At 39.9% G+C, this 18,942-nt stretch carries 17 protein-coding genes; 3 read left to right on the top strand and 14 right to left on the bottom strand.

Annotation, left to right across the window (positions count from 1 at the left end):
* Positions 1–3: 3 nt before the first annotated feature.
* Entirely contained in the window at positions 4–963 is a 960-nt protein-coding gene (locus tag B3297_RS12915) for a glycosyl transferase family 90 (RefSeq protein ID WP_286727824.1), read from the top strand.
* On the opposite strand, the gene B3297_RS12910 is transcribed toward B3297_RS12915, so the two are convergent.
* The 14 genes from B3297_RS12910 to B3297_RS12845 all read right to left on the bottom strand — a co-directional run bounded on the left by B3297_RS12910 (position 958) and on the right by B3297_RS12845 (position 16,029).
* Complete coding sequence (locus B3297_RS12910; RefSeq protein WP_286727823.1) at positions 958–2,067, bottom strand: glycosyltransferase family 4 protein; 1,110 nt, start codon at positions 2,065–2,067, stop codon at positions 958–960. The two genes, B3297_RS12915 and B3297_RS12910, sit on opposite strands and share 6 nt — an antisense overlap.
* Positions 2,064–3,089 carry a glycosyltransferase family 9 protein gene (locus B3297_RS12905; protein WP_286778994.1) on the bottom strand — a complete coding sequence of 342 codons (1,026 nt, stop codon included), beginning with the start codon at positions 3,087–3,089 and terminating at the stop codon, positions 2,064–2,066. The genes B3297_RS12910 and B3297_RS12905 overlap by 4 nt, the downstream gene beginning before the upstream one ends.
* 3 nt (positions 3,090–3,092) lie before the next feature.
* Entirely contained in the window at positions 3,093–3,698 is a 606-nt protein-coding gene (locus B3297_RS12900; RefSeq protein WP_286709668.1) for a DUF4254 domain-containing protein, read from the bottom strand.
* A 207-nt stretch (positions 3,699–3,905) separates the two neighbouring features.
* Complete coding sequence (locus B3297_RS12895) at positions 3,906–5,384, bottom strand: NADH-quinone oxidoreductase subunit N (protein ID WP_286778993.1); 1,479 nt, start codon at positions 5,382–5,384, stop codon at positions 3,906–3,908.
* A 6-nt stretch (positions 5,385–5,390) separates the two neighbouring features.
* Complete coding sequence (locus B3297_RS12890; RefSeq protein WP_286778992.1) at positions 5,391–6,992, bottom strand: complex I subunit 4 family protein; 1,602 nt, start codon at positions 6,990–6,992, stop codon at positions 5,391–5,393.
* Between the two features lie 3 nt (positions 6,993–6,995).
* Complete coding sequence (locus tag B3297_RS12885; protein WP_286778991.1) at positions 6,996–9,050, bottom strand: NADH-quinone oxidoreductase subunit L; 2,055 nt, start codon at positions 9,048–9,050, stop codon at positions 6,996–6,998.
* A 3-nt stretch (positions 9,051–9,053) separates the two neighbouring features.
* Positions 9,054–9,362, bottom strand: coding sequence for an NADH-quinone oxidoreductase subunit NuoK (gene nuoK, locus B3297_RS12880; RefSeq protein WP_046672767.1), 309 nt, complete (start codon positions 9,360–9,362; stop codon positions 9,054–9,056).
* The gene (locus tag B3297_RS12875) at positions 9,359–9,901 is read right to left on the bottom strand and encodes an NADH-quinone oxidoreductase subunit J (RefSeq protein WP_070561245.1); all 543 of its coding nucleotides are present in this window, start codon (positions 9,899–9,901) and stop codon (positions 9,359–9,361) included. Before B3297_RS12875 ends, nuoK begins: the two co-directional genes overlap by 4 nt.
* A gap of 3 nt (positions 9,902–9,904) precedes the next feature.
* Positions 9,905–10,468, bottom strand: a complete 564-nt coding sequence (locus tag B3297_RS12870; protein ID WP_046672765.1) for a NuoI/complex I 23 kDa subunit family protein — start codon at positions 10,466–10,468, stop codon at positions 9,905–9,907.
* A 3-nt stretch (positions 10,469–10,471) separates the two neighbouring features.
* The gene (gene nuoH / locus B3297_RS12865; RefSeq protein WP_046672764.1) at positions 10,472–11,545 is read right to left on the bottom strand and encodes an NADH-quinone oxidoreductase subunit NuoH; all 1,074 of its coding nucleotides are present in this window, start codon (positions 11,543–11,545) and stop codon (positions 10,472–10,474) included.
* 252 nt (positions 11,546–11,797) lie between these two features.
* Positions 11,798–13,084: a citrate synthase gene (locus B3297_RS12860; RefSeq protein ID WP_046672763.1), complete on the bottom strand. Its 1,287-nt coding sequence runs from the start codon at positions 13,082–13,084 to the stop codon at positions 11,798–11,800.
* A gap of 189 nt (positions 13,085–13,273) precedes the next feature.
* Entirely contained in the window at positions 13,274–13,519 is a 246-nt protein-coding gene (locus B3297_RS12855) for a hypothetical protein (RefSeq protein WP_070561244.1), read from the bottom strand.
* A 126-nt stretch (positions 13,520–13,645) separates the two neighbouring features.
* Complete coding sequence (locus tag B3297_RS12850) at positions 13,646–14,653, bottom strand: SPFH domain-containing protein (RefSeq protein WP_070561243.1); 1,008 nt, start codon at positions 14,651–14,653, stop codon at positions 13,646–13,648.
* A 5-nt stretch (positions 14,654–14,658) separates the two neighbouring features.
* A complete protein-coding gene (locus B3297_RS12845; RefSeq protein WP_070561242.1) occupies positions 14,659–16,029 on the bottom strand; it encodes a hypothetical protein in 1,371 nt (456 codons plus the stop codon).
* 334 nt (positions 16,030–16,363) lie between these two features.
* Between B3297_RS12845 and B3297_RS12840 the strand changes: the two genes are divergently transcribed.
* The gene (locus tag B3297_RS12840) at positions 16,364–16,726 is read left to right on the top strand and encodes a BlaI/MecI/CopY family transcriptional regulator (protein WP_046672759.1); all 363 of its coding nucleotides are present in this window, start codon (positions 16,364–16,366) and stop codon (positions 16,724–16,726) included.
* A 4-nt stretch (positions 16,727–16,730) separates the two neighbouring features.
* Complete coding sequence (locus B3297_RS12835) at positions 16,731–18,941, top strand: M56 family metallopeptidase (RefSeq protein WP_070561241.1); 2,211 nt, start codon at positions 16,731–16,733, stop codon at positions 18,939–18,941.
* The last annotated feature ends 1 nt before the right edge of the window (position 18,942 follow it).

Raw genomic sequence — 18,942 nt, 5'->3', positions numbered from 1 at the left:
GCTATGAAGTTGAATTTCAAGAAGATCTTTTTAAAAAATAAGAATGTTAAATTCTTTTATTATTTAAGTGTATTCGGACGACAGCTGAGACCAAAGTTTCTGCTACGGAAAAAGGCCTCGGTGTTGCTGAACAGAGATTTGACCCAGCAGCCTGAATGGGTTCGGTTCCGGATAAACTATTATAATAAACTAGCTCCGCAGCGGTCTTTGTCAATCGATGCAATTCCGATCAAAGATTATAAGATGCCCGAGAATATTCGTGTTTATTATTTTGATAGTAAACAATTTCTTGATTATTTTAATCAGCAACTGAAATTTCAGATCCTTCCAGGTGATATTATTGCTATTCCGGATAAACCTGCCTTAGTGAAAAGTAGGCCAATCGCAGGTGACAATGCCAACTCGGTATTGTTGAACCTGGATAAGAGCCGGCACTTTAACTTTATTACCGACCATATTGCTTTTCGGAAGAAGAAAAATAGACTTGTTGGGAGGAGTGAGTTTGCACAGGCACATCGGGAACTATTTTTTCAACAATACCATAATCATCCATTATGTGATTTAAAAAGAGCGTTCAAGTCATCTGATCCGGATTATCTTTCTATCACAGGGCATTTGTCTTACAAATTTATTCTTGCCCTGGAAGGGAATGATGTTGCAACCAACTTAAAATGGATCATGTCGTCAAATTCCATCGCTGTCATGCCGATGCCGACATATGAAACCTGGTTTATGGAGGGAACTCTACTGCCAGACCATCATTTTATCTGTATTAAAAGTGATTATTCGGATTTGGAAGAAAAGCTACAGTTTTACATCGATCATCCTGAGGCGGCCGAAAAAATAGTAAGACAGGCTAACGCTTATGTGAAATTATTTTTGAATCAGGCACAAGAAAAGTTTGTTTCTCTTCATGTATTGAAGAAGTATTTTATTTCAACGGGCCAATCGATCAACTTATAAGCTGGCGTAAATGTTAGCCATTTGTTTGGCAACATGTTCATCATTAAACTTCTGCACAAAGTCCAGTCCCTTTTCGATCATTTCATTGCGCTTGGATGAATCGACAAGCAGCGTCGCTATGGCATGCTTTATCTCTGCAATATTTGTAGGGTCAATATAGCAAGATGCCGGCCCCCCAGCTTCTGGGAAGACGCCCATTTTACTGGTGATCACAGGTGTACCAGAGTAAAGCGCCTCTATAATAGGAATGCCAAAGCCTTCATAAATTGAGGGATAAATGAAAATCGTTGCCGATGCATAGAGAATGGCCAATTCTTCCATCGCTAACCCTTGGAAAAAGAAGATCCTATTCTCCATGTTGTTATGTCGGATATAATCCATGATCTCTCGGTGATAGCGAGTTGGTTTTCCTACAATAACAAGGGGAATATCGATGTCTTTAATCGCTTTCACTGTTGGTAAGATATTCTTTCTCGGTTCAATCGTTCCAACATTTAATAGAAAATCCTTTGGTAATTTTAACTTGTTTCTAAGTTCCGTCTTCTGCTCTTCAGTTTTGATAGTTTTGAATGATTCATGACATCCCTGATAAACGACATCAATTTTTTCTTCGGGTATATGAAAGAGTTCGACAATATCGTTTTTAGTACATTCGCTTATGGCAACGATACGATCAGATGCCTCGCAGGCATGCTTGAATTTCTTCTTATAAATCCAACGATCAATTGGATGATAAAGTTCAGGATGTCTCAAAAAAATTAAATCATGAATGGTAACAATAGATTTAATATGTGCCTTTGCTAAACCTAATGGAATTTCACCAGACAGTCCATGGTAAATATCAACTTTATCTTTTTTCAAATCCCGAACAATACGTTGATTACGCCAGAGATTAGGCCAAGTAGTGTTGATAAAACCCTGTGGCAACCGGATATTTTTTTGAGATGCTGGTTGATTGATATATTGATCACCAGTTTTTGGTGTATATTTCAGATACTCATTTTCGGGAGCATACTTTTCGAGTATACGAATGAGGTCGCGACTATAATTTCCCAGACCGGTTTTGTTTAAGAAATAGCGTTTTGCATCGAATCCTATTTTCATTCTATTGCTCTTATTTTTTCAATCACCATTTCTGATGTAATTAAATCGATCGCCTCTATACCATCACAGTTACACGGCTTATTGCCGTACACCGAACTCGGTCTATTGGGGTGCTCAACTTGGATGCAATCTGTTAGCTGCTGCCCATAACCTGTGAATCCAGCACAAGGATGCGTTGCTCCCCACAAAGAAAGACACCTTACGCCCATTAACGATGCCATATGAAGTCCGGAAGAGTCCATACTGATTATGAGATCTAGGTTCGAAATCAAATCCAGTTCCTCCCGCAGCGAGAATTTGCCTATGGTATTATAGGTGTTGGGAAATCGCTCGGTCCAGTTTTGGGCAATTAGGAACTCTTGTTCGCCACCGCCGAACAACAAAACATCGTAGCCATTGTGCGTGAGTTCGTCTATCACATTTTCCATTTTGGTTTGAGGGAAAATCTTATAATGATGTTGTGCAAATGGGGCAATGCCAATTTTCTTTCGATCGAAATTCGCGAACATATTAAATGCAGCTTTGGGTACATCCTGCAAATTAGGCGCCAAGTTGTTACTGAGCTCAAATTTGAAGCCTAATGCACGAAATACATCTGCATAGCGCTCTACGGTTAGTTTCAGTGGAACTTTAATCTTGTTGTTTTCCCGGGTTAAGGCTTTTTTTTCTTCCCGCCCTTTGTCAAGCTGCTTTACTTTTACGCCCGATAAGGAAAATAATAGATCAATTACACGCGAACGCAAATTGAAATGTAAGTCCACAATAGCATCTGCGCCGTACTGTGCTAGCTCTTTCTTTAGCCTGACCAAACCAAAAAAACCTTTATGAATTGTTTTGGGCTCAATGGCGTGAAACCGTATGTTTTTTATTCCATCAAAAAATGGTGCAAAGAATTGCCTGCTGACCATAATAATTTCTACATCAGGGTACTGAATGCAGAATTCTTTCAATACGGAGGCAACCATGGCAACATCACCCATAGCTGAAAATCGCGTTACTATGATCCGTTGCGGTAAGGACATGTTTTATTTTCCTGAAGAATATAGGACAGGGTTCAATGAAGGGTCGTTATACATTTTCATCTGTTTATAAACCTTCATGTATTTGTCGCCAGATGCGATTGCGGTCATCAATTCATCAATACTTTTGGACAAATCTTTCCGTTGTTCCAATAAAACGTTCAGCTTTTCTTGGCAGGAAATGATATGTGCTTCGGAAGCATCTGTGCGCAATGTTTCCTGCTCCATGTGGTAGATTTTTAACGCCAGAATGGAAAGTCTATCAATAGCCCAGGCCGGACTTTCAGTATTGATTGTTGCTGTAGGGCTCGCCTCTATATCTTGAAATTTTTGTAGAAAATAACTATCAATATACTCTACGGTATCTGTGCGGTACTGATTGGATTCATCAATACGTCTTTTCCAGTATAAGCCTTCTTGGGGTTCAATTGAGGGATTACGTACCACATCTTCCATATGCCATTGCACCGTGTCAATCCAGCATTTTAAATAGAGGAGATGTTCCAGGGATTGTTTGTCATACGGATTTTGGATTGGATGATCAATCTGGTCGTATACGTGGTAATCCTGGATAGCACGCTGAAAAATTGGATTTGCTATTGCACTAATCATGGTACAAACTTAGATAAATTGCTTTTTATATGCAATTTAATTGCGCTTTACATAAAAAACAATTTATTGGTCTCTCCTCAACCGTAGATAATACTTTTATTGAGGAAATATAAAATATATTATGGAGTTATTCTTACTATTCAACGCAGACATTAAGGGAATGAATTGGACGATAAACTTATTAAAATGAAAGAAGTTTCCTGTTTTCTAGAATGCCGAAAGTAATAAATCGGGAAAGATACCTAAGATCAACACGGCCACGGTACATAAGATTCCAATACACAAGAGTAGCACATTGAATTTAACCGCTGGAGATCCCGTATTTTCCCTTAGAAACGCATTCAGTGGTATCTTAAAATAATAAAATAGGGAGATGACAGATGTCAATGCACCCACTAGGAGTAATGCCAGCAAACTAAAGGATTGGAAGTTTTGGTATTGCTCGAATACTTTGGAAAAGACCAAAAGTTTCCCAACAAAACCCGCAGTAGGAGGTAGGCCGACCAAAGCGATTAAAACAATTGAAAAGGAGGTGAACAGCAGTGGGTACTGCTTTCCTAAGCCGCGATACGATTCAATTGAAGTATTTTCTAAACTAGCTTCCAAAGCATCAATAAAGATGAATACCGCAATATTCATCAAAGCGTATATGGATAGATAAAATAACAGCACATTTGATTCATTATTTTGATAAACCAATACAGCCATAAGGAGTATACCCGTATGCCCAATGGAAGAGTAGGCCATCATCCTTTTGGCATCCTGTTGACGCAAAGCGGCTAAATTACCAATCAGCATGGTTGCGATGGCGATCGCAATAATCACATAAGTCAGAAAATCGCTGAAATAAAAGGAGACATTGAGCCATGCGGAGAATATCTTGGACAAAAGAACAACGACCGCAATTTTGGGTACAGTAGCAAGATAGGTGGTAATCACTGTTGGGGCACCTTGATAAACATCCGGGCTCCAGACATGAAAGGGAAAAAAACTGAGTTTGAATCCAATACCTGTCAGCAAAAATAATAAAGCAATGCTGATCATAATCTGAGGTGCTTCCATCAAGCCGGCAATGTGGCTTGGTGCATCAAAATTCAGGTTTCCCGTGAAACCGTATAGTAAAGACAAGCCATAGAGCATAACGGCGGCACAAATGGATCCAAACAGGACATATTTTAAAGCAGCTTCCGATTGAACCTTTGTGGAAGAAAAATAGCCAACCATAATATAGGAGCTGATCGAAACAGTCTCCACAGCGATAAAGATCATCAGCCAGTTACTCGTCATCGTCAGCAGGTTCAGGCCAAGGGTTGCGGCCAATAGCACGGCGTATAGGTCGCCTAAGGGACGGTCTTGCTGCCGTTGTTGGATGAAGATACAGATGAGCATTGTCGACAACAGCATAATCAAACGTGCAGCTACAGCAAATGCATCAATATGGATCATATCAAAGAAGCCTGTTGCCTCGACCTTACTGAGTCCCTGGCCCACAAGGTAACAACCACTTAGCAATAAGCCAACGAGGGTGATGACAAAAGAGGTATTCTTCCAGTGTCTGTCAATAAAAAGACTAGCGAGGATAGTACCAATAAAAGTGACGATCAATGTCAGTTCGGGCTTAAAATAAGGAACGCTTACGATAATCTGATCGATGAAAGAACTGATATATGGACTGAATGCGAGCATGCTGAATTAGATAAATTGTTGGATAAAACTCACGAGATTCAGAACACTGGCGTTTAGGTTGTTAAATACCAATGCCGGCATAATTCCAAGTAATAGCGCGAGCGCTAGGGTAGGAAATAAGATCACTTGTTCGCGTATATTTAAGTCTGTCAGAGCATTACTCCAGGAGTCTCCGCCTTTTAAGCGAATTTGTCCAAAGAACATGCGTTGCAGTGTCCAAAGTAAATAGGCTGCACTTAATAGGATACCTATGGATCCCGCTAGTGCCATCCAGCGCGGTAATCCAGTTCCTATACTCGCGGCATTGAAGGAACCGATAATGACAAAGGCTTCGCCAATAAAAGCTGAAAAGCCGGGTAGGCCTAGGGACGCAAAAAATGCCACAGCGACATAACCTGTGTATTTGGGCATAATTTGAGCTAAGCCACGGAAACTATAGATATTTCTATCATGTACACGGTCATAGACCACACCAACTAGGAAAAAGAGTGCCGCAGATAAGAATCCATGCGAAATCATCTGAAACATGGCGCCAGAAATACCTTCTGCAGTCAGCGATGCAACACCAAGCAGCACAAAGCCCATATGTGAAACCGATGAATAGGCAATCATTCGTTTCAGGTCTTTTTGTGATAAGGCATTCAAAGCACCATAAATAATGGAAACAACACCAATTAAGCCCAACCACCAATTGGATAAGGCAGCCATATCGGGAAAGATGCTGTAACAGATACGGATGATACCGTAACCACCAATTTTCAGGAGAATACCGGCAAGAATAATAGATACTGGTGTTGGCGCTTCAACGTGCGCATCCGGTAGCCAAGTATGTAACGGAACAATGGGTACTTTAATAGCAAAGGCAAAAAAGAGCACAATGAAACCGACCAGACGAGCGGAAATGCCCAAAATCTCCTGATAACCTTCCCAGCCGAAAATAGAACCCTCAAGATAATTCTGTGGATTCATCATATAGATCATGTTGAAGGTATGTGCTCCAGTCAAGGGGTTGATTACTGAAAAATACAATCCGACGATAATCAACAACATAAATACAGACCCGAATAGGGTATATAAAAAGAATTTTATAGCTGCATATTCGCGTCTTGCACCACCCCAGATACCGATCAAGAAGTAGAGTGGCAGTAACATGACTTCATAAAACAAATAAAATAGGAAGAAATCCAATGCGCAGAAAATCCCCATAACGGCCATATTAAGTACCATGAGCAAGGCAAAGTATCCCTTAGGACTTTTCTGAATATTCCAGGAGGCACCTATAGCCATCAGCATAACGAATGCACTCAGCAATAACAAGGGCATGGAGATCCCATCAATACCAATAAGATAATCGATCTCTAGTTTTCCTATTGATCCTAAATCTAATCGGATCCAGGAAAGTTGCTCAACAAATTGATAGCCCGCCAGATCTTGGACTCCTGTTTTGCTTGCATCAAATTGTGCATAACATATTCCGGCCAGTACAAATTGTATTGCTGTGAATGCTAAAGCAATATATTTGTAACTCGATTTATAGCGTGTTGGTAGGGCGAGAATGAACGCCGTAGCCAATAGCGGTAAAAATATCAATAAGGATAAAATAGGCATTTCCTAAAAGAATATAAGATAAATTAAACCAAGTAAAACTAATAAAAAGACGGAATACAATGTTGTCTGTAGCTTTCCATTTTGGACCAGGCGAACCTGATTGCCTGTCCAATAGGCTACAGTAGCAACCGTATTAACAAAACCATCTACAATATATTTGTCTATCCAAACACTTAGCTGAGAAAGGGATAAGACGATAAACTGAATCAAAGAAACGAAAGCGTCAACGATGTGACGATCAAACCAATAACAGAACTGCGCTAATTTTAATATGCCATTCACAAAGACTGCTTGGTAAAATTCGTTGATATAACCCTGGTTGAAAGCGGCTTTTAATGCCTGGCTAGCGGGGTTTAACGGGTATTTATTTTGTACATACCATTTCCAGCCGATGATCCAGCCAATAACCGAACCAAGGAGCAGTATTGCAGGGATAATAAGGTGTGCACTATGGCTTGGTGCAAAAGCATATTCATCCAATAAAAGGCCGTCCATCAACCAGGAATCATGATAAGAAAACGGATTGAATGAGAATACCGGGAATAGACAGAATAGTCCCAAAACAAACATGGGGATCAACATGGTCTTTGGGGCTTCATGTAGTGGATGATCCAGTAGTTTGCCCTGAAGCTGTTTCAACAGTCTGAACTCTCCAAAAAAGGCTTTAAAGAGCAGACGACCGATGTAGAAAGCCGTTAAAATACTTACTAGAATTAAAATCGCGGGGATGATAAGGTATAAGTTACCTTTTGAAAGAGCCCATTCAAAGGAAGAGATGACGATACTGTCTTTGGATAGATAACCTGAAGTCAAAGGGAAGCCTGCAAGTGCTAGCGAAGCTATACACATCAGCACGAAAGTCTTTGGCATATAATGACGTAGTCCACCCATATTCCGTAAATCCTGCGGATCAAAGTCCAATTGGCTATTTGATTTGAGATGGGCCATTTCATGAATGACAGCTCCGGCAGAAAGAAATAATAGACACTTAAAGAAGGCATGCGTAGTCAGATGAAATAAAGCAGCATCCCATGTTCCAATGCCAATGCCAACCATCATAAAACCAAGCTGCGATATGGTCGAAAAAGCAAGAATACGTTTGATGTCGTATTGGCCAAGCGCGAAGTATGCGGCCAAAGCAGCGGTTATTGTACCGATGATGGCAATAAATAATAAGGCAGATTCATTAAATAATGGAAATACAGTAGCCAAAAGGAATACACCTGCAGCAACCATGGTCGCGGCGTGAATCAATGAGGATACGGATGTAGGACCTTCCATGGCGTCAGGAAGCCATACATGTAATGGAAATTGTGCAGATTTAGCCATCGCTGCCAAGAAAAAGGCTAATCCTGCAATGGTAAGCCAAATCTGAGGTAAGCTATTGACTGGAGATGTCCATAATCCTTGGGCGATTGTGGATTGATAAATCAAGCCATTGTCCCCAAAGAGATCGATTAAATTGAGGGTTTTGAACTGTGTAAATAGGATCGCAAGCCCAATTAGAAACCCGAGGTCGCCGATGCGATTGACCAAAAATGCTTTTTTATTGGCTTGTACAGCTGTTTCACGTGTGAACCAGAAGCCGATGAGGAGATACGATGCGAAACCGACTAATTCCCAAAAAACATACATCAATAGCAGGCTGTCCATAATAACCAATCCCAACATCGCAAAACAGAATAAGCTGAGATACATCCAATAGCGGTGAATACCTGAATCTCCATGCATATAGGCTCTGGAGTATATATGTACGGGTAGGGCAACCGTCGGTACCAAAAAAAGCATCAACGTGCTCAAATTGTTCAGCAGGATACCAACTTTAAATGATGTTTCACCAATAGTGAACCAGCTTACTTGCATTGATACTGCCGGATTATTCCATATGGAGAACCAGGTCAACCCTCCAGCGATAAAACTGAGGATGATAGCTGCGAGAGAAACTAGGCCCGACTGGTCGCGTTTGCCTGCTATTGCTTGATATAGGAATGCCACAAATGGCGCTGCCAAGGTAAACAGTGCGGTCAGAAGGGGCGATATGTGAACAAATTGATCCAATGCTTACTTGTCTTTTAATTGGTTGATCTCATCCGGATTAATGGTTTTGTAATGCCGATAGACATTTAATACAATAGCCAATCCAACAGCAACTGCAGCCGCTGCGAGAACGATGGCAAACAGGGCAAAAATTTGCCCACCATAACTGACCTTGTCGTATTTTCCAAAAGCAACAAAGTTCAGGATGGCGGCATTGATCATCAATTCAATACCCACCAGAATCATGATCGCATTTTTCTTGGAAAGTACAGTATAAAGACCAATGCAAAAGATGCAGGCACTGACAACTAAGAAATGCGTCAGCGTAATCATATTGTACGCTCCTTTCTGGATAGATGTGAGGCTCCGATCAAGGCCATCATCAAAAACACGGATATAATTTCAAATGGTAAAACGTAAAAGGTCATAAAACGTAAACCAATCTGATGAATGTTATTATCTGTTGCGACAATCTCGGTGTTATTTTCCCTAGCTTGTAAAATCCACGCAGATGGTGCTTGTTGCCATTCAACAATGCCGTATAGCATAAGCAATAGAAAGCCAAGTACGATGGGAACCGTCTGCCACTTAGGCATGGTTAAGAATGAACCGCTGCTATCCTGAAGGTCTTTCAGGAGTTCTTTGTTGGAGAGCATAAAGGCAAATAACATCAATATGAGCACGCCTCCGACATACACCATAATTTGCGTGATAGCTACAAAATCGGCTAAAGCAAATAAGTAGAGTCCTGCCATAGCAAATAACACAATAAAAAACAGGAACAATGCACGCGCGATATTTTTAAGATTGACCAGTAAAAGTGCTGAACCGATTGCTAGGGTAGCAAAGGCGTAGAATAAAATACTTTCCATCTTTTATTTTTGCTTTGCTGCCTCCTTTTCAGCTTGAAACTTGGTCCACTCTGCTTTGCGCTGTGCGACCTCACTATCGGTCATATCTGAAAAACCATAGATAAGATCGGTCAGTTTTTGAGAACTGCGGTCATATTCATTGGTCATGGTAATACATTCCGTCGGACATACCACAGTACAAAGGCCACAGTACATACATTTGGCCATATCAATATTGAATTTGGCCGGATATAGTCTTTTAACGCTGCCATCGGAAGTTTTTCCAATCGCTTCCGGTGATTTGATGGCTTCGATTTCGATGCAGTCGACAGGACAAGCCTTTGCGCATAGATCACATACAATACAGTCCTCGATATCGACTTGCAATTGATAGCGGGCAACTTCGGGGATTGGCATTTTTTCACGCGGGTATTGTACGGTGACAATACCTTCTTGTTGATCAAAGTAATTGTCTTTCTTGATATTCAATTCTGTTCGCGAACGTCGGGCACCAAACAAGTGCTTAACAGTCAAAGATAAACCCTTGATTGCCGTACGAAATGCATGCGAAGCTGTTTTAAATATCATATCCTATGCTATAACTAAAATTCGCCAAATTGCAGAGATGGCCATACAAAGAAAAGCCAGCGGTGTCAATACTTTCCAACATAAACTCATCAGCTGGTCTGCACGTAACCGTGGTAATGTCCATCGAATCCACATTTGGATACCAACAATAAATAATGATTTGGCTAATGTCCAAAATATTCCCCACACTAAACCTGTGGTCCAATCGGCCAAGCGTATTGCACCTATGTTTGGTAATGGTGTATTCCAAGCGCCTAAGAAGAGAACAACTCCCAACATCGATACCAAAAACATCATGGCATACTCGGCCAAAAAGATAAAGGCAAATTGTATGCCCCCATATTCTGTATGGAAACCACCAACTAATTCAGATTCGGCTTCCGGGATATCAAAGGGTGCACGATTACACTCGGCAAGGGTAGCAATAAAGAATATGATGTAGGTAATAATCAAATGTGGGGCCTGAAAGATGTTCCAGGCGAAAAGGCCTCCGATCTCATTGACTTCCCAAAAACCAAAGAATTTAATGCTTCCATGAGTTAGAATTCCTTGTCCAATAGCAATTTCATTCAAATTTAGGGTCTGGGTTAGCATCACTACAGCAATCAGCGAAAGGCCTACCGGTATTTCATAGGATACCATCTGTGCAATGGCACGCATGGAACCCAATAAAGAATATTTGTTGTTAGATCCCCAACCTGCCATTAAAATGCCCAAAGCATCAATGGAGATGATGGCCATAATAAAGAACAAGCCTGTATGTGTATCCGCTGGGATAAAATCTTTGGCCCAGGGAATAACGGCAAAACCTGTAAATACAGCAACGAAAATAACGATAGGAGCAACTCTAAAGAGTATTTTATCGGCCGATGAGGGGGTAATTAATTCTTTTTGTAATAATTTGAGAATGTCGGCAATCGTTTGGAGACTGCCATACTTTCCTGTTTCCATCGGTCCTAGACGATCTTGTACAAATCCCGCGATCTTACGCTCGGCATATACTGCAAATAAGGTAAAGGCTGCTATAAAAGTGAAAATAGCAATGGGAACCAAGATATGTAGTATTGTTTCTAACAAGTCTTATTTATAATGATTTTTAATAAGAGACCAATGAATACGCAAACTTAACGAAAAACAGGGAATTTAGATAAGGAAAAATTAAAATATACTTAACAAGTAGATTATCGTGACAATAACGTAACGACGGTGCATCCTATAGTGTTCGAGTGGGTGGTTTCGGACAGCTGTAAAGTTCTCCATGTTGGTTGGGGTAGAAATAAAAAAAGCATCCCCGAGGGATGCTTTTTAAGGATATAAATCGAAATCGGATTAGCGATTTGAAAATTCAACGTAGTCGCGTTCTGTGTGGCCAACGTATACTTGTCTAGGACGACCGATAGGCTCTTTGTTTTCACGCATTTCTTTCCATTGTGCAATCCATCCTGGTAGACGGCCTAAAGCAAATAATACGGTAAACATATCTGCTTTGAAACCTAATGCGCGGTAGATGATACCTGAATAGAAGTCAACATTCGGATAAAGTTTTCTGTCGATGAAGTATTGGTCATTCAATGCTGCTTCTTCGAGTCTTTTAGCGATATCCAATACCGGATCTTGAACGCCTAATTTTTCCAAGATGTCATCACATGCTTTTTTGATGATCTTAGCACGAGGGTCGAAGTTTTTGTAAACACGGTGACCGAATCCCATCAGACGGAAAGGGTCGTTTTTGTCTTTTGCTTTAGCAAGATATTTTTCAGCGTCACCACCATCATTTTTAATGGCCTCCAACATCTCGATTACAGCTTGGTTTGCACCACCATGTAATGGTCCCCATAATGCATTGATACCCGATGCAACAGATGCATAAAGGTTTGCATTGGATGAACCAACGATGCGAACAGTAGATGTTGAACAGTTTTGCTCATGATCAGCATGTAAAATCAACAATTTGTGCATGGCGTCAATCACCACAGGATCGAATGTTTTTTCATCATTCACTTCTCCAAACAGCATGTTTAGGAAGTTGTCAATGTAACCAAGGTTGTTTTTTGGATAAACGACAGGATGACCCAATGATTTCTTTTGAATCCAGGAAACGATCGTTGGCATTTTTGCCAAAAGATTGATGATCGTTTGATCCTCTTCTTCGTCAGTTAAGTTAGGATTTAAAGATTCTGGGTAAAATGCCGATAATGCGCCTACTAAACACGAAAGTTGGCCCATTGGGTGAGATTTGGATGGGAATCCAGCGAAGAAGTTTTTCATGTCTTCGTGAATCATCATTTGCTTTTTGATGTCAGCTCTGAATTTTTCCAATACCTCTTTTTTGGGAAGTTCTCCATAAATCAACAAATAAGCAACTTCCAAGAAAGTCGATTTCTCTGCCAATTGTTCAATTGGATATCCTCTATATCTCAATATGCCTTTTTCACCGTCAAGGAAAGTAATCGCACTTTTCGTTGCACCTGTATTTTTGTATCCTGGGTCTAACGTAATAAATCCGCTTAGATCTCTTAATTTCGAAATATCAACTGCTTTTTCATTTTCAGTACCGACAATGACCGGAAGGTCATACGAAGTGCCGTCTAAATTTATAGATGCTTTATCTGACATGTTTATATATATCTTATATCTGATTTGTTATGCTAATCTCACAAATTTAACTATTTGATATTTAAAATTGAAAGTTCTTTTGGAATTAAAATGACATGACTGCGTCATTTTGGATAATATTCACGAATTATTTACTTAAATAAGCAAATAATTTATTCAAATTTAACATTATCTTATTCTGCAAAAATATCAATCTATTTTTCGTTGCGCAACCTTTCCTTTGTCTTGGTAGTTGCCGTGTTTGCCCGATCCGAAAAAAGGTAGTATGACAAAACAAACCAGAATAATGGACGTTAGTGTCAAAATTCCTGTAGTCCACAATATTTTGCTGAAGTTTTCCGCCTCCAATAGCTTAATGCCCCAAAGTCCCAAAAGGAAATAGGTGGCAACGAAAAGGATCACCAGTGTGAATAATATGCCGAATATATATTTCATAGCTGAATTAATTTATGGGTTGTGAATGGATTGACCTCAGTATATTGAGCTGAATCGTACCGATTTACATTTTAAAAGGTCTCATGGGATAGCTATCACTTTTAAGGTTGAATCTCCCGTAATACACTAGATTTTATTGAGAATCTGTTTTTTTAATGTGTCGAATTCTTCTTGGGTAATGATATTCTCACGAAGCAGCAGCTGCAGCTTTTGGAGTTTCTCGACAAAGTCACCCTCTTGCTGAATATGATCTTTGATCTCCTCTTTTTGAAGGTCGAATTGCTTTCCGAGTTCCATACCGACTCCCAGTTGTGCACCTACACCTGCAATTCCGCCTTCATTTTTAGCTGCGTCGCGTAGTGCCCGTAATTTTTCTAATTCAACATAGCTCAGACCTGCCTGTAGCGCTGCTTGATTTTGTGTGCTTAAATCGGCGATTTCTCCAATTCTTCGTTGTGTATTGGCATCAAATTGAGTTCCTAGGATTTTGAAATCCGTAATGTCGAGGCCAAGATCATTAAAGTCTTGTGTAACCGCGGTCTTGATGTCGTTGGAAAGTAATCCCAGTTGACTGTCAATCTCATTGTAACCCAGTTTCTTTTGTGCAATCTGCGCAATAATTTGTTGGGGGATCCGATTATTGATGATGTCTTGAATATCAGCTGTGCTAACCGTATTTTGATTCGCCACAATGTTTTTATAGAAATGTACCGGTTCCTTGATGAGGTAAGAGAATGTACCATTCAAGCCAATTTCTATCGGTAAATTGTAATGGGGGTCGATATATTTAATAGGTGTTCCCGTTCCCCAAGATTGATTGACGATAGCGGCTGTACGGAAAAAGTAAATGTAGAGCTTATGTTCTGATTCAAAGTTTTGCCGCAAACGTGCTAAAGTAGTAAAGAATGGATGGTTGTCCGTTTTCAGATTGTATGTGCCTGCCTCGGTCAGCAAGTTTTCACCTTTTCCTTCGTAGACGAGGATGCAGCCCTGCCCTGGAGCAAGGATCAGCTTACTGGAATTTTTGATCTCATTCCTTTCAGATGGAAATTTATACCATAATATTCGGGGATCCTGGTTTTTCCACTCAATGACCTCAGAAAGCTGGTTGTTAAAAAGATTAAATAGTCCCATAGTGTTTAATTTAGTGTGTCGAATTTGGGGTTATACCCTTCAAACTTGTTGATTTGTTTGCCATTATTATCAAAATAATAATAGTTGCTACCGTCTTTTACAATAAAACCATCCTTTAACAGGCATCCATTTCCATAAATGGACTTTAGGTCTGTGCTGATCGTTTTTTGTATGGCCCCCGTTGTTATATCCAGCAACTGGATCTGTAAGGGGTCGTCCTCAGCAGGTGTCGGTTTATACGCAATGAGAAGTATTTTGTCATTTTGAGCAACCACTACGGGCTGGAAGTAAAGTCTGCCCGGTGTAAAGTCTTTGAAACTGATCAGACGGGCTCCTTTAAATTGCCATGGATTTATCAAGACCTTTTTGTATGGATCGCGGTCGGTAAAAATACCTGATCCGCCGTAATCCTTATCCCAGGAAAAGCGTGGGCTATCTTTGGGAAATCCATATTGATATTGGTAGCTGTACTGGATTAACTGAATTTTTTCTTCTGGGTAATAACTTGATTTACTTGAAAAGGTGAATTCCGTTTTTGTTGTTGGGTTGGGCAGCTTTTTCCTTCTTTCATCGTACAGTTGTTTATCGGGAATAGATTTGTTAATTAAGGGGTAATAAGCTAGGTTTTGTCCTTCATTGTTGACAATCTGATAGGCAGAGCCATAGTCTTCGTATTTAAATTCAACTTTAGCGATGCCTGTGCTTAAAGATGGAGCATCTTTTACATAGTTCTCTAGGACACTTTTATAAGTGAGTGTATTTCTGTCCAGCTGATAAATATATTTGGATTTGACGATGATATAAAGATGCTGATCTTCAAATACCTGAAGTTTGACGTCGCTGCTCGACAGTTCGACGGGAGTTTCCATCAAAGTCTTAACCCATTCTTTCTTACCAGTTTTTGGGTCGAAGAGCCCAATATAAACCTTATTGTCCTTGCCTTCGTTCATTCGACCCCTGAAGGTTCCGACATTACCGACGACGACGATATGTGGCGTATTATCTTTATCCAAAAATAGCGTGTTGCTTGCGTAATTCCATTCCAGCGGTTGGGCTTCTTCTTTTTTCTCTGCTGTATTGGAAGTGCTGTAAGTTGAATAATTAGGCGCTGGCTTTTTGGAAAATAGAGCACTTAGGGCTCCAATGACAAACATCAGCGCAATAAAGCCCACAACAGCAAATAATACAATCCGTATGGCTTTATATTGATCTTGGTTGTTGCGTGGGTAGTTATAGTTGTAATTGATATTGATATCATCACTATCCAGAAAAAATTCAGTTCCACAGCTGTCGCATTTGTAATAATCGGGGCGTAATGTGGTAATTTTTATACTGCCACAATGCGGACATTTGATCGCTTTGATATTTTTAGCCATTTATCTTTCTTGTATTTGTGTTAAACCATCTCCTTTTGGAGTGAACGGTGCGACTGATTGCTATCAATTTTACACAGTGAATATCCTGTTCTTTCCATTGATGAAGCGACTTATGAATGAATTTAGAATTAAAATAAACGTATAACAAATTTTTTGCCAGCTAACTTATATTCGTCGGATTTGAGTTTAAATGCGCAGGAAATGAGCTATTTCTTTTTTTTAAGGGGTTACAAAGTCCTATTTGCGTGAAGATCACAAAGGCAATAAAAAATATTTTTTGTATTTACGAATTATTCGTAGATTAGTAGTAGATTAGAAAAAGGAAGATAAAGATATGGAAAAATTAACAGCACAGGAAGAGCAGGCAATGCAATCGATTTGGAGCCTCAATGGAGGTTTTATAAAAGAGATCTTGGATAATGTAAAAGGTGAGAAGATGCCTTATACGACTTTGGCTTCGACAGTAAAGAATCTGGAGCGCAAGGCTTTTGTGAAGGCAGTACGCTACGCCAATGCCAAACGCTATGAGCCGATGGTGAGTGAGGAAGATTATAAGGCTAAGTTTATGAATTCCTTTGTGGGCGATTATTTCAAAAATTCCTATAAGGAAATGGTTTCCTTTTTTGTACAGGAAGAAAAACTGACCGCCGATGAGTTAAAGGAGATTATGGACATGATTAAGCATAATAAATCTTAATCGCATGGAAAGTCTACTAACCTATATTATACAAGTCAATCTGTTGTTGGGTATTATCTATCTGGGATATATTGGACTGTTGAAAGGCTTGACGTTCTATTTTTTAAATAGAGCCTACTTCTTAGTAGGGGGGCTATTTGCTTTCCTGTATCCATTTTTGGATTTAAAGTCTTTGTTTGTACAGCGTGGATTGAATATAGGGGTGGTAGGCGAGCAGATTTCGCTTTATATGATGGAACCGGAGGTTCAACGGCAGCTGACATTAGGAAGGTTGGTGGAAATCGTTTTTGTGGCCGGTGCCGTTTTATTGTTCTTAAAATTTGTATTCCAATTAGTGAGTTTATTACGGATCCATCTGAATTCGAGGTCCGATCAATGGCGCACGTACCTATTCCGGAATGTCCTGATTCCTATTGTTCCATTTTCGTTTTTGAATAAAATCTATGTCAACAAAGACCAGCATCTGGATGCTGAGCTAAAAGATATTTTTAAGCATGAGGATATTCATGTGAAAGGCCTTCACAGTTTGGATATTTTATTGTTTGAAATGATATTGGTGTGTTGTTGGTACAATCCTTTCGTCTGGCTCATGCGCAGGGCCATTCGCCAAAATTTGGAGTTCTTGACTGATCAACAGGTTCTCGATAAAGGAATTGACAAGCAGACGTACCAATACAGCCTATTGAATGTGTCCAAAAAGGGCACTTCAGTAGGATTGAGCAATCAATTTAATTTTAAACTTTTAAAACGTCGTATTATGATGATGAACAAGAAGCGATCATCGAAAATAGAGCTTAGTAAATACGCCTTTCTTTTACCCATATTTTTGTTGACGGGAGCAGCATTTACAGTAAGTAAAGCGGAGGGTAGTATTGAGGGGGTCGTTGAGAAGGCAAATGAAACTGTATTACCTATTCCGTTGCCAACAGTTGATTTAAGATCTCAGACAGATCAATCAAATATGAAGGCTACTTCGTTAACGGATACTTTGGCTAAAGCACATCAAGTGGAGACAAAAGATTTTACGGAAATCAAGAGATCCGCTATTGATTTCTCTAAAGATCAAAAGTATTTTGTGGATAATAAATTGGTCTCTAAAGCAGAGTTTTTGGCTATTCCTGAAGGAAAACTGGCAAAGTACTGGTTTTCGAATGATAGTGATCTGATCAAGTATCGGACGAAGTCTTCAATTGATATTGCTGGCGGAGCAGTTTTGGCCAATACTGTCGAGATGCAACAACATTCGGATATAGCGCAAAAGAAATTGCGCTGTGTTATGAATGGTATTGTGCAGGAAAAAACGTTTACTGTAGATGATATCGATCCAAATGCTATAGCGTCAGTCTCGGTATTACAGGGTAAGGCTGCTATTGATAAGTATGGTGAAGATGTTGGGAAAGATGGCATCCTTGAAGTGGAATTGAAAGAAGGAGCTCATATTGGTAAAGACGCGACTAGATTGAAAGGAAATACTATTGGGATAGAGGTTCGTGCCAATGCAGACCCTAGAAGTGAACCGCTTTATATTGTGGAAGGAAAGGAAGTTAATTCAACCATTATGTCTGCCATTCCGGGGACGGAAATCCAATCGATTGATGTGATTAAAAATAATGCTGCATCAATATATGGTGAAAAAGGGAAGAACGGAGTTATTCTTGTTAAGTTGAAGAAAAATGGTTCACCAAAGATCACAAATCAGACCCTTACTTTTACTTATGATAAAAAAGAAGATGCAGGTAACGTTGACAAGATGAAGGTGAATGGAAACCTCTCGGAAGTTGTTGTAATGGGTTATAAAAAAGAAGATGCGAACGAACCCGAGCTCAAGGGCCGAGCGCAGGGAATCCCTGGAAATATCATCCGATTGACAGATGATGGATCTGGAAAAGTCGCTGCCCGTAATATTAAATTTCGCAGAGTTCATGGAGCTAAGGGCAATCCACTATTTGTTGTCGACGGAGAAATTGCCGCAGACAAAAAAATCAAAGATTTGGATCCGAATACAATTGATAACATTACGATCTTAAAAGATCAAAATGCTACTGCACTATATGGTGATCAGGCGGATAATGGCGTCATCATTGTGAACACCAAGTCTTATGTAAAGGAACACCCTGAAATATCTTCTGATGTAAAGGACCGTCTATCGGGAAAAGTGAGAAAAGTAATTAAGACTGAGTTGGGGAAGGAACAAGGTGAAGCGATTAAGAAATAGA

It is taken from the genome of Sphingobacterium sp. UBA3519 (assembly GCF_002377215.1).
GTDB classification, from domain to species: domain Bacteria; phylum Bacteroidota; class Bacteroidia; order Sphingobacteriales; family Sphingobacteriaceae; genus Sphingobacterium; species Sphingobacterium multivorum.
Note: the sequence above shows the minus strand (reverse complement) of the source record. Positions and strands in the feature narration are given on the sequence as shown.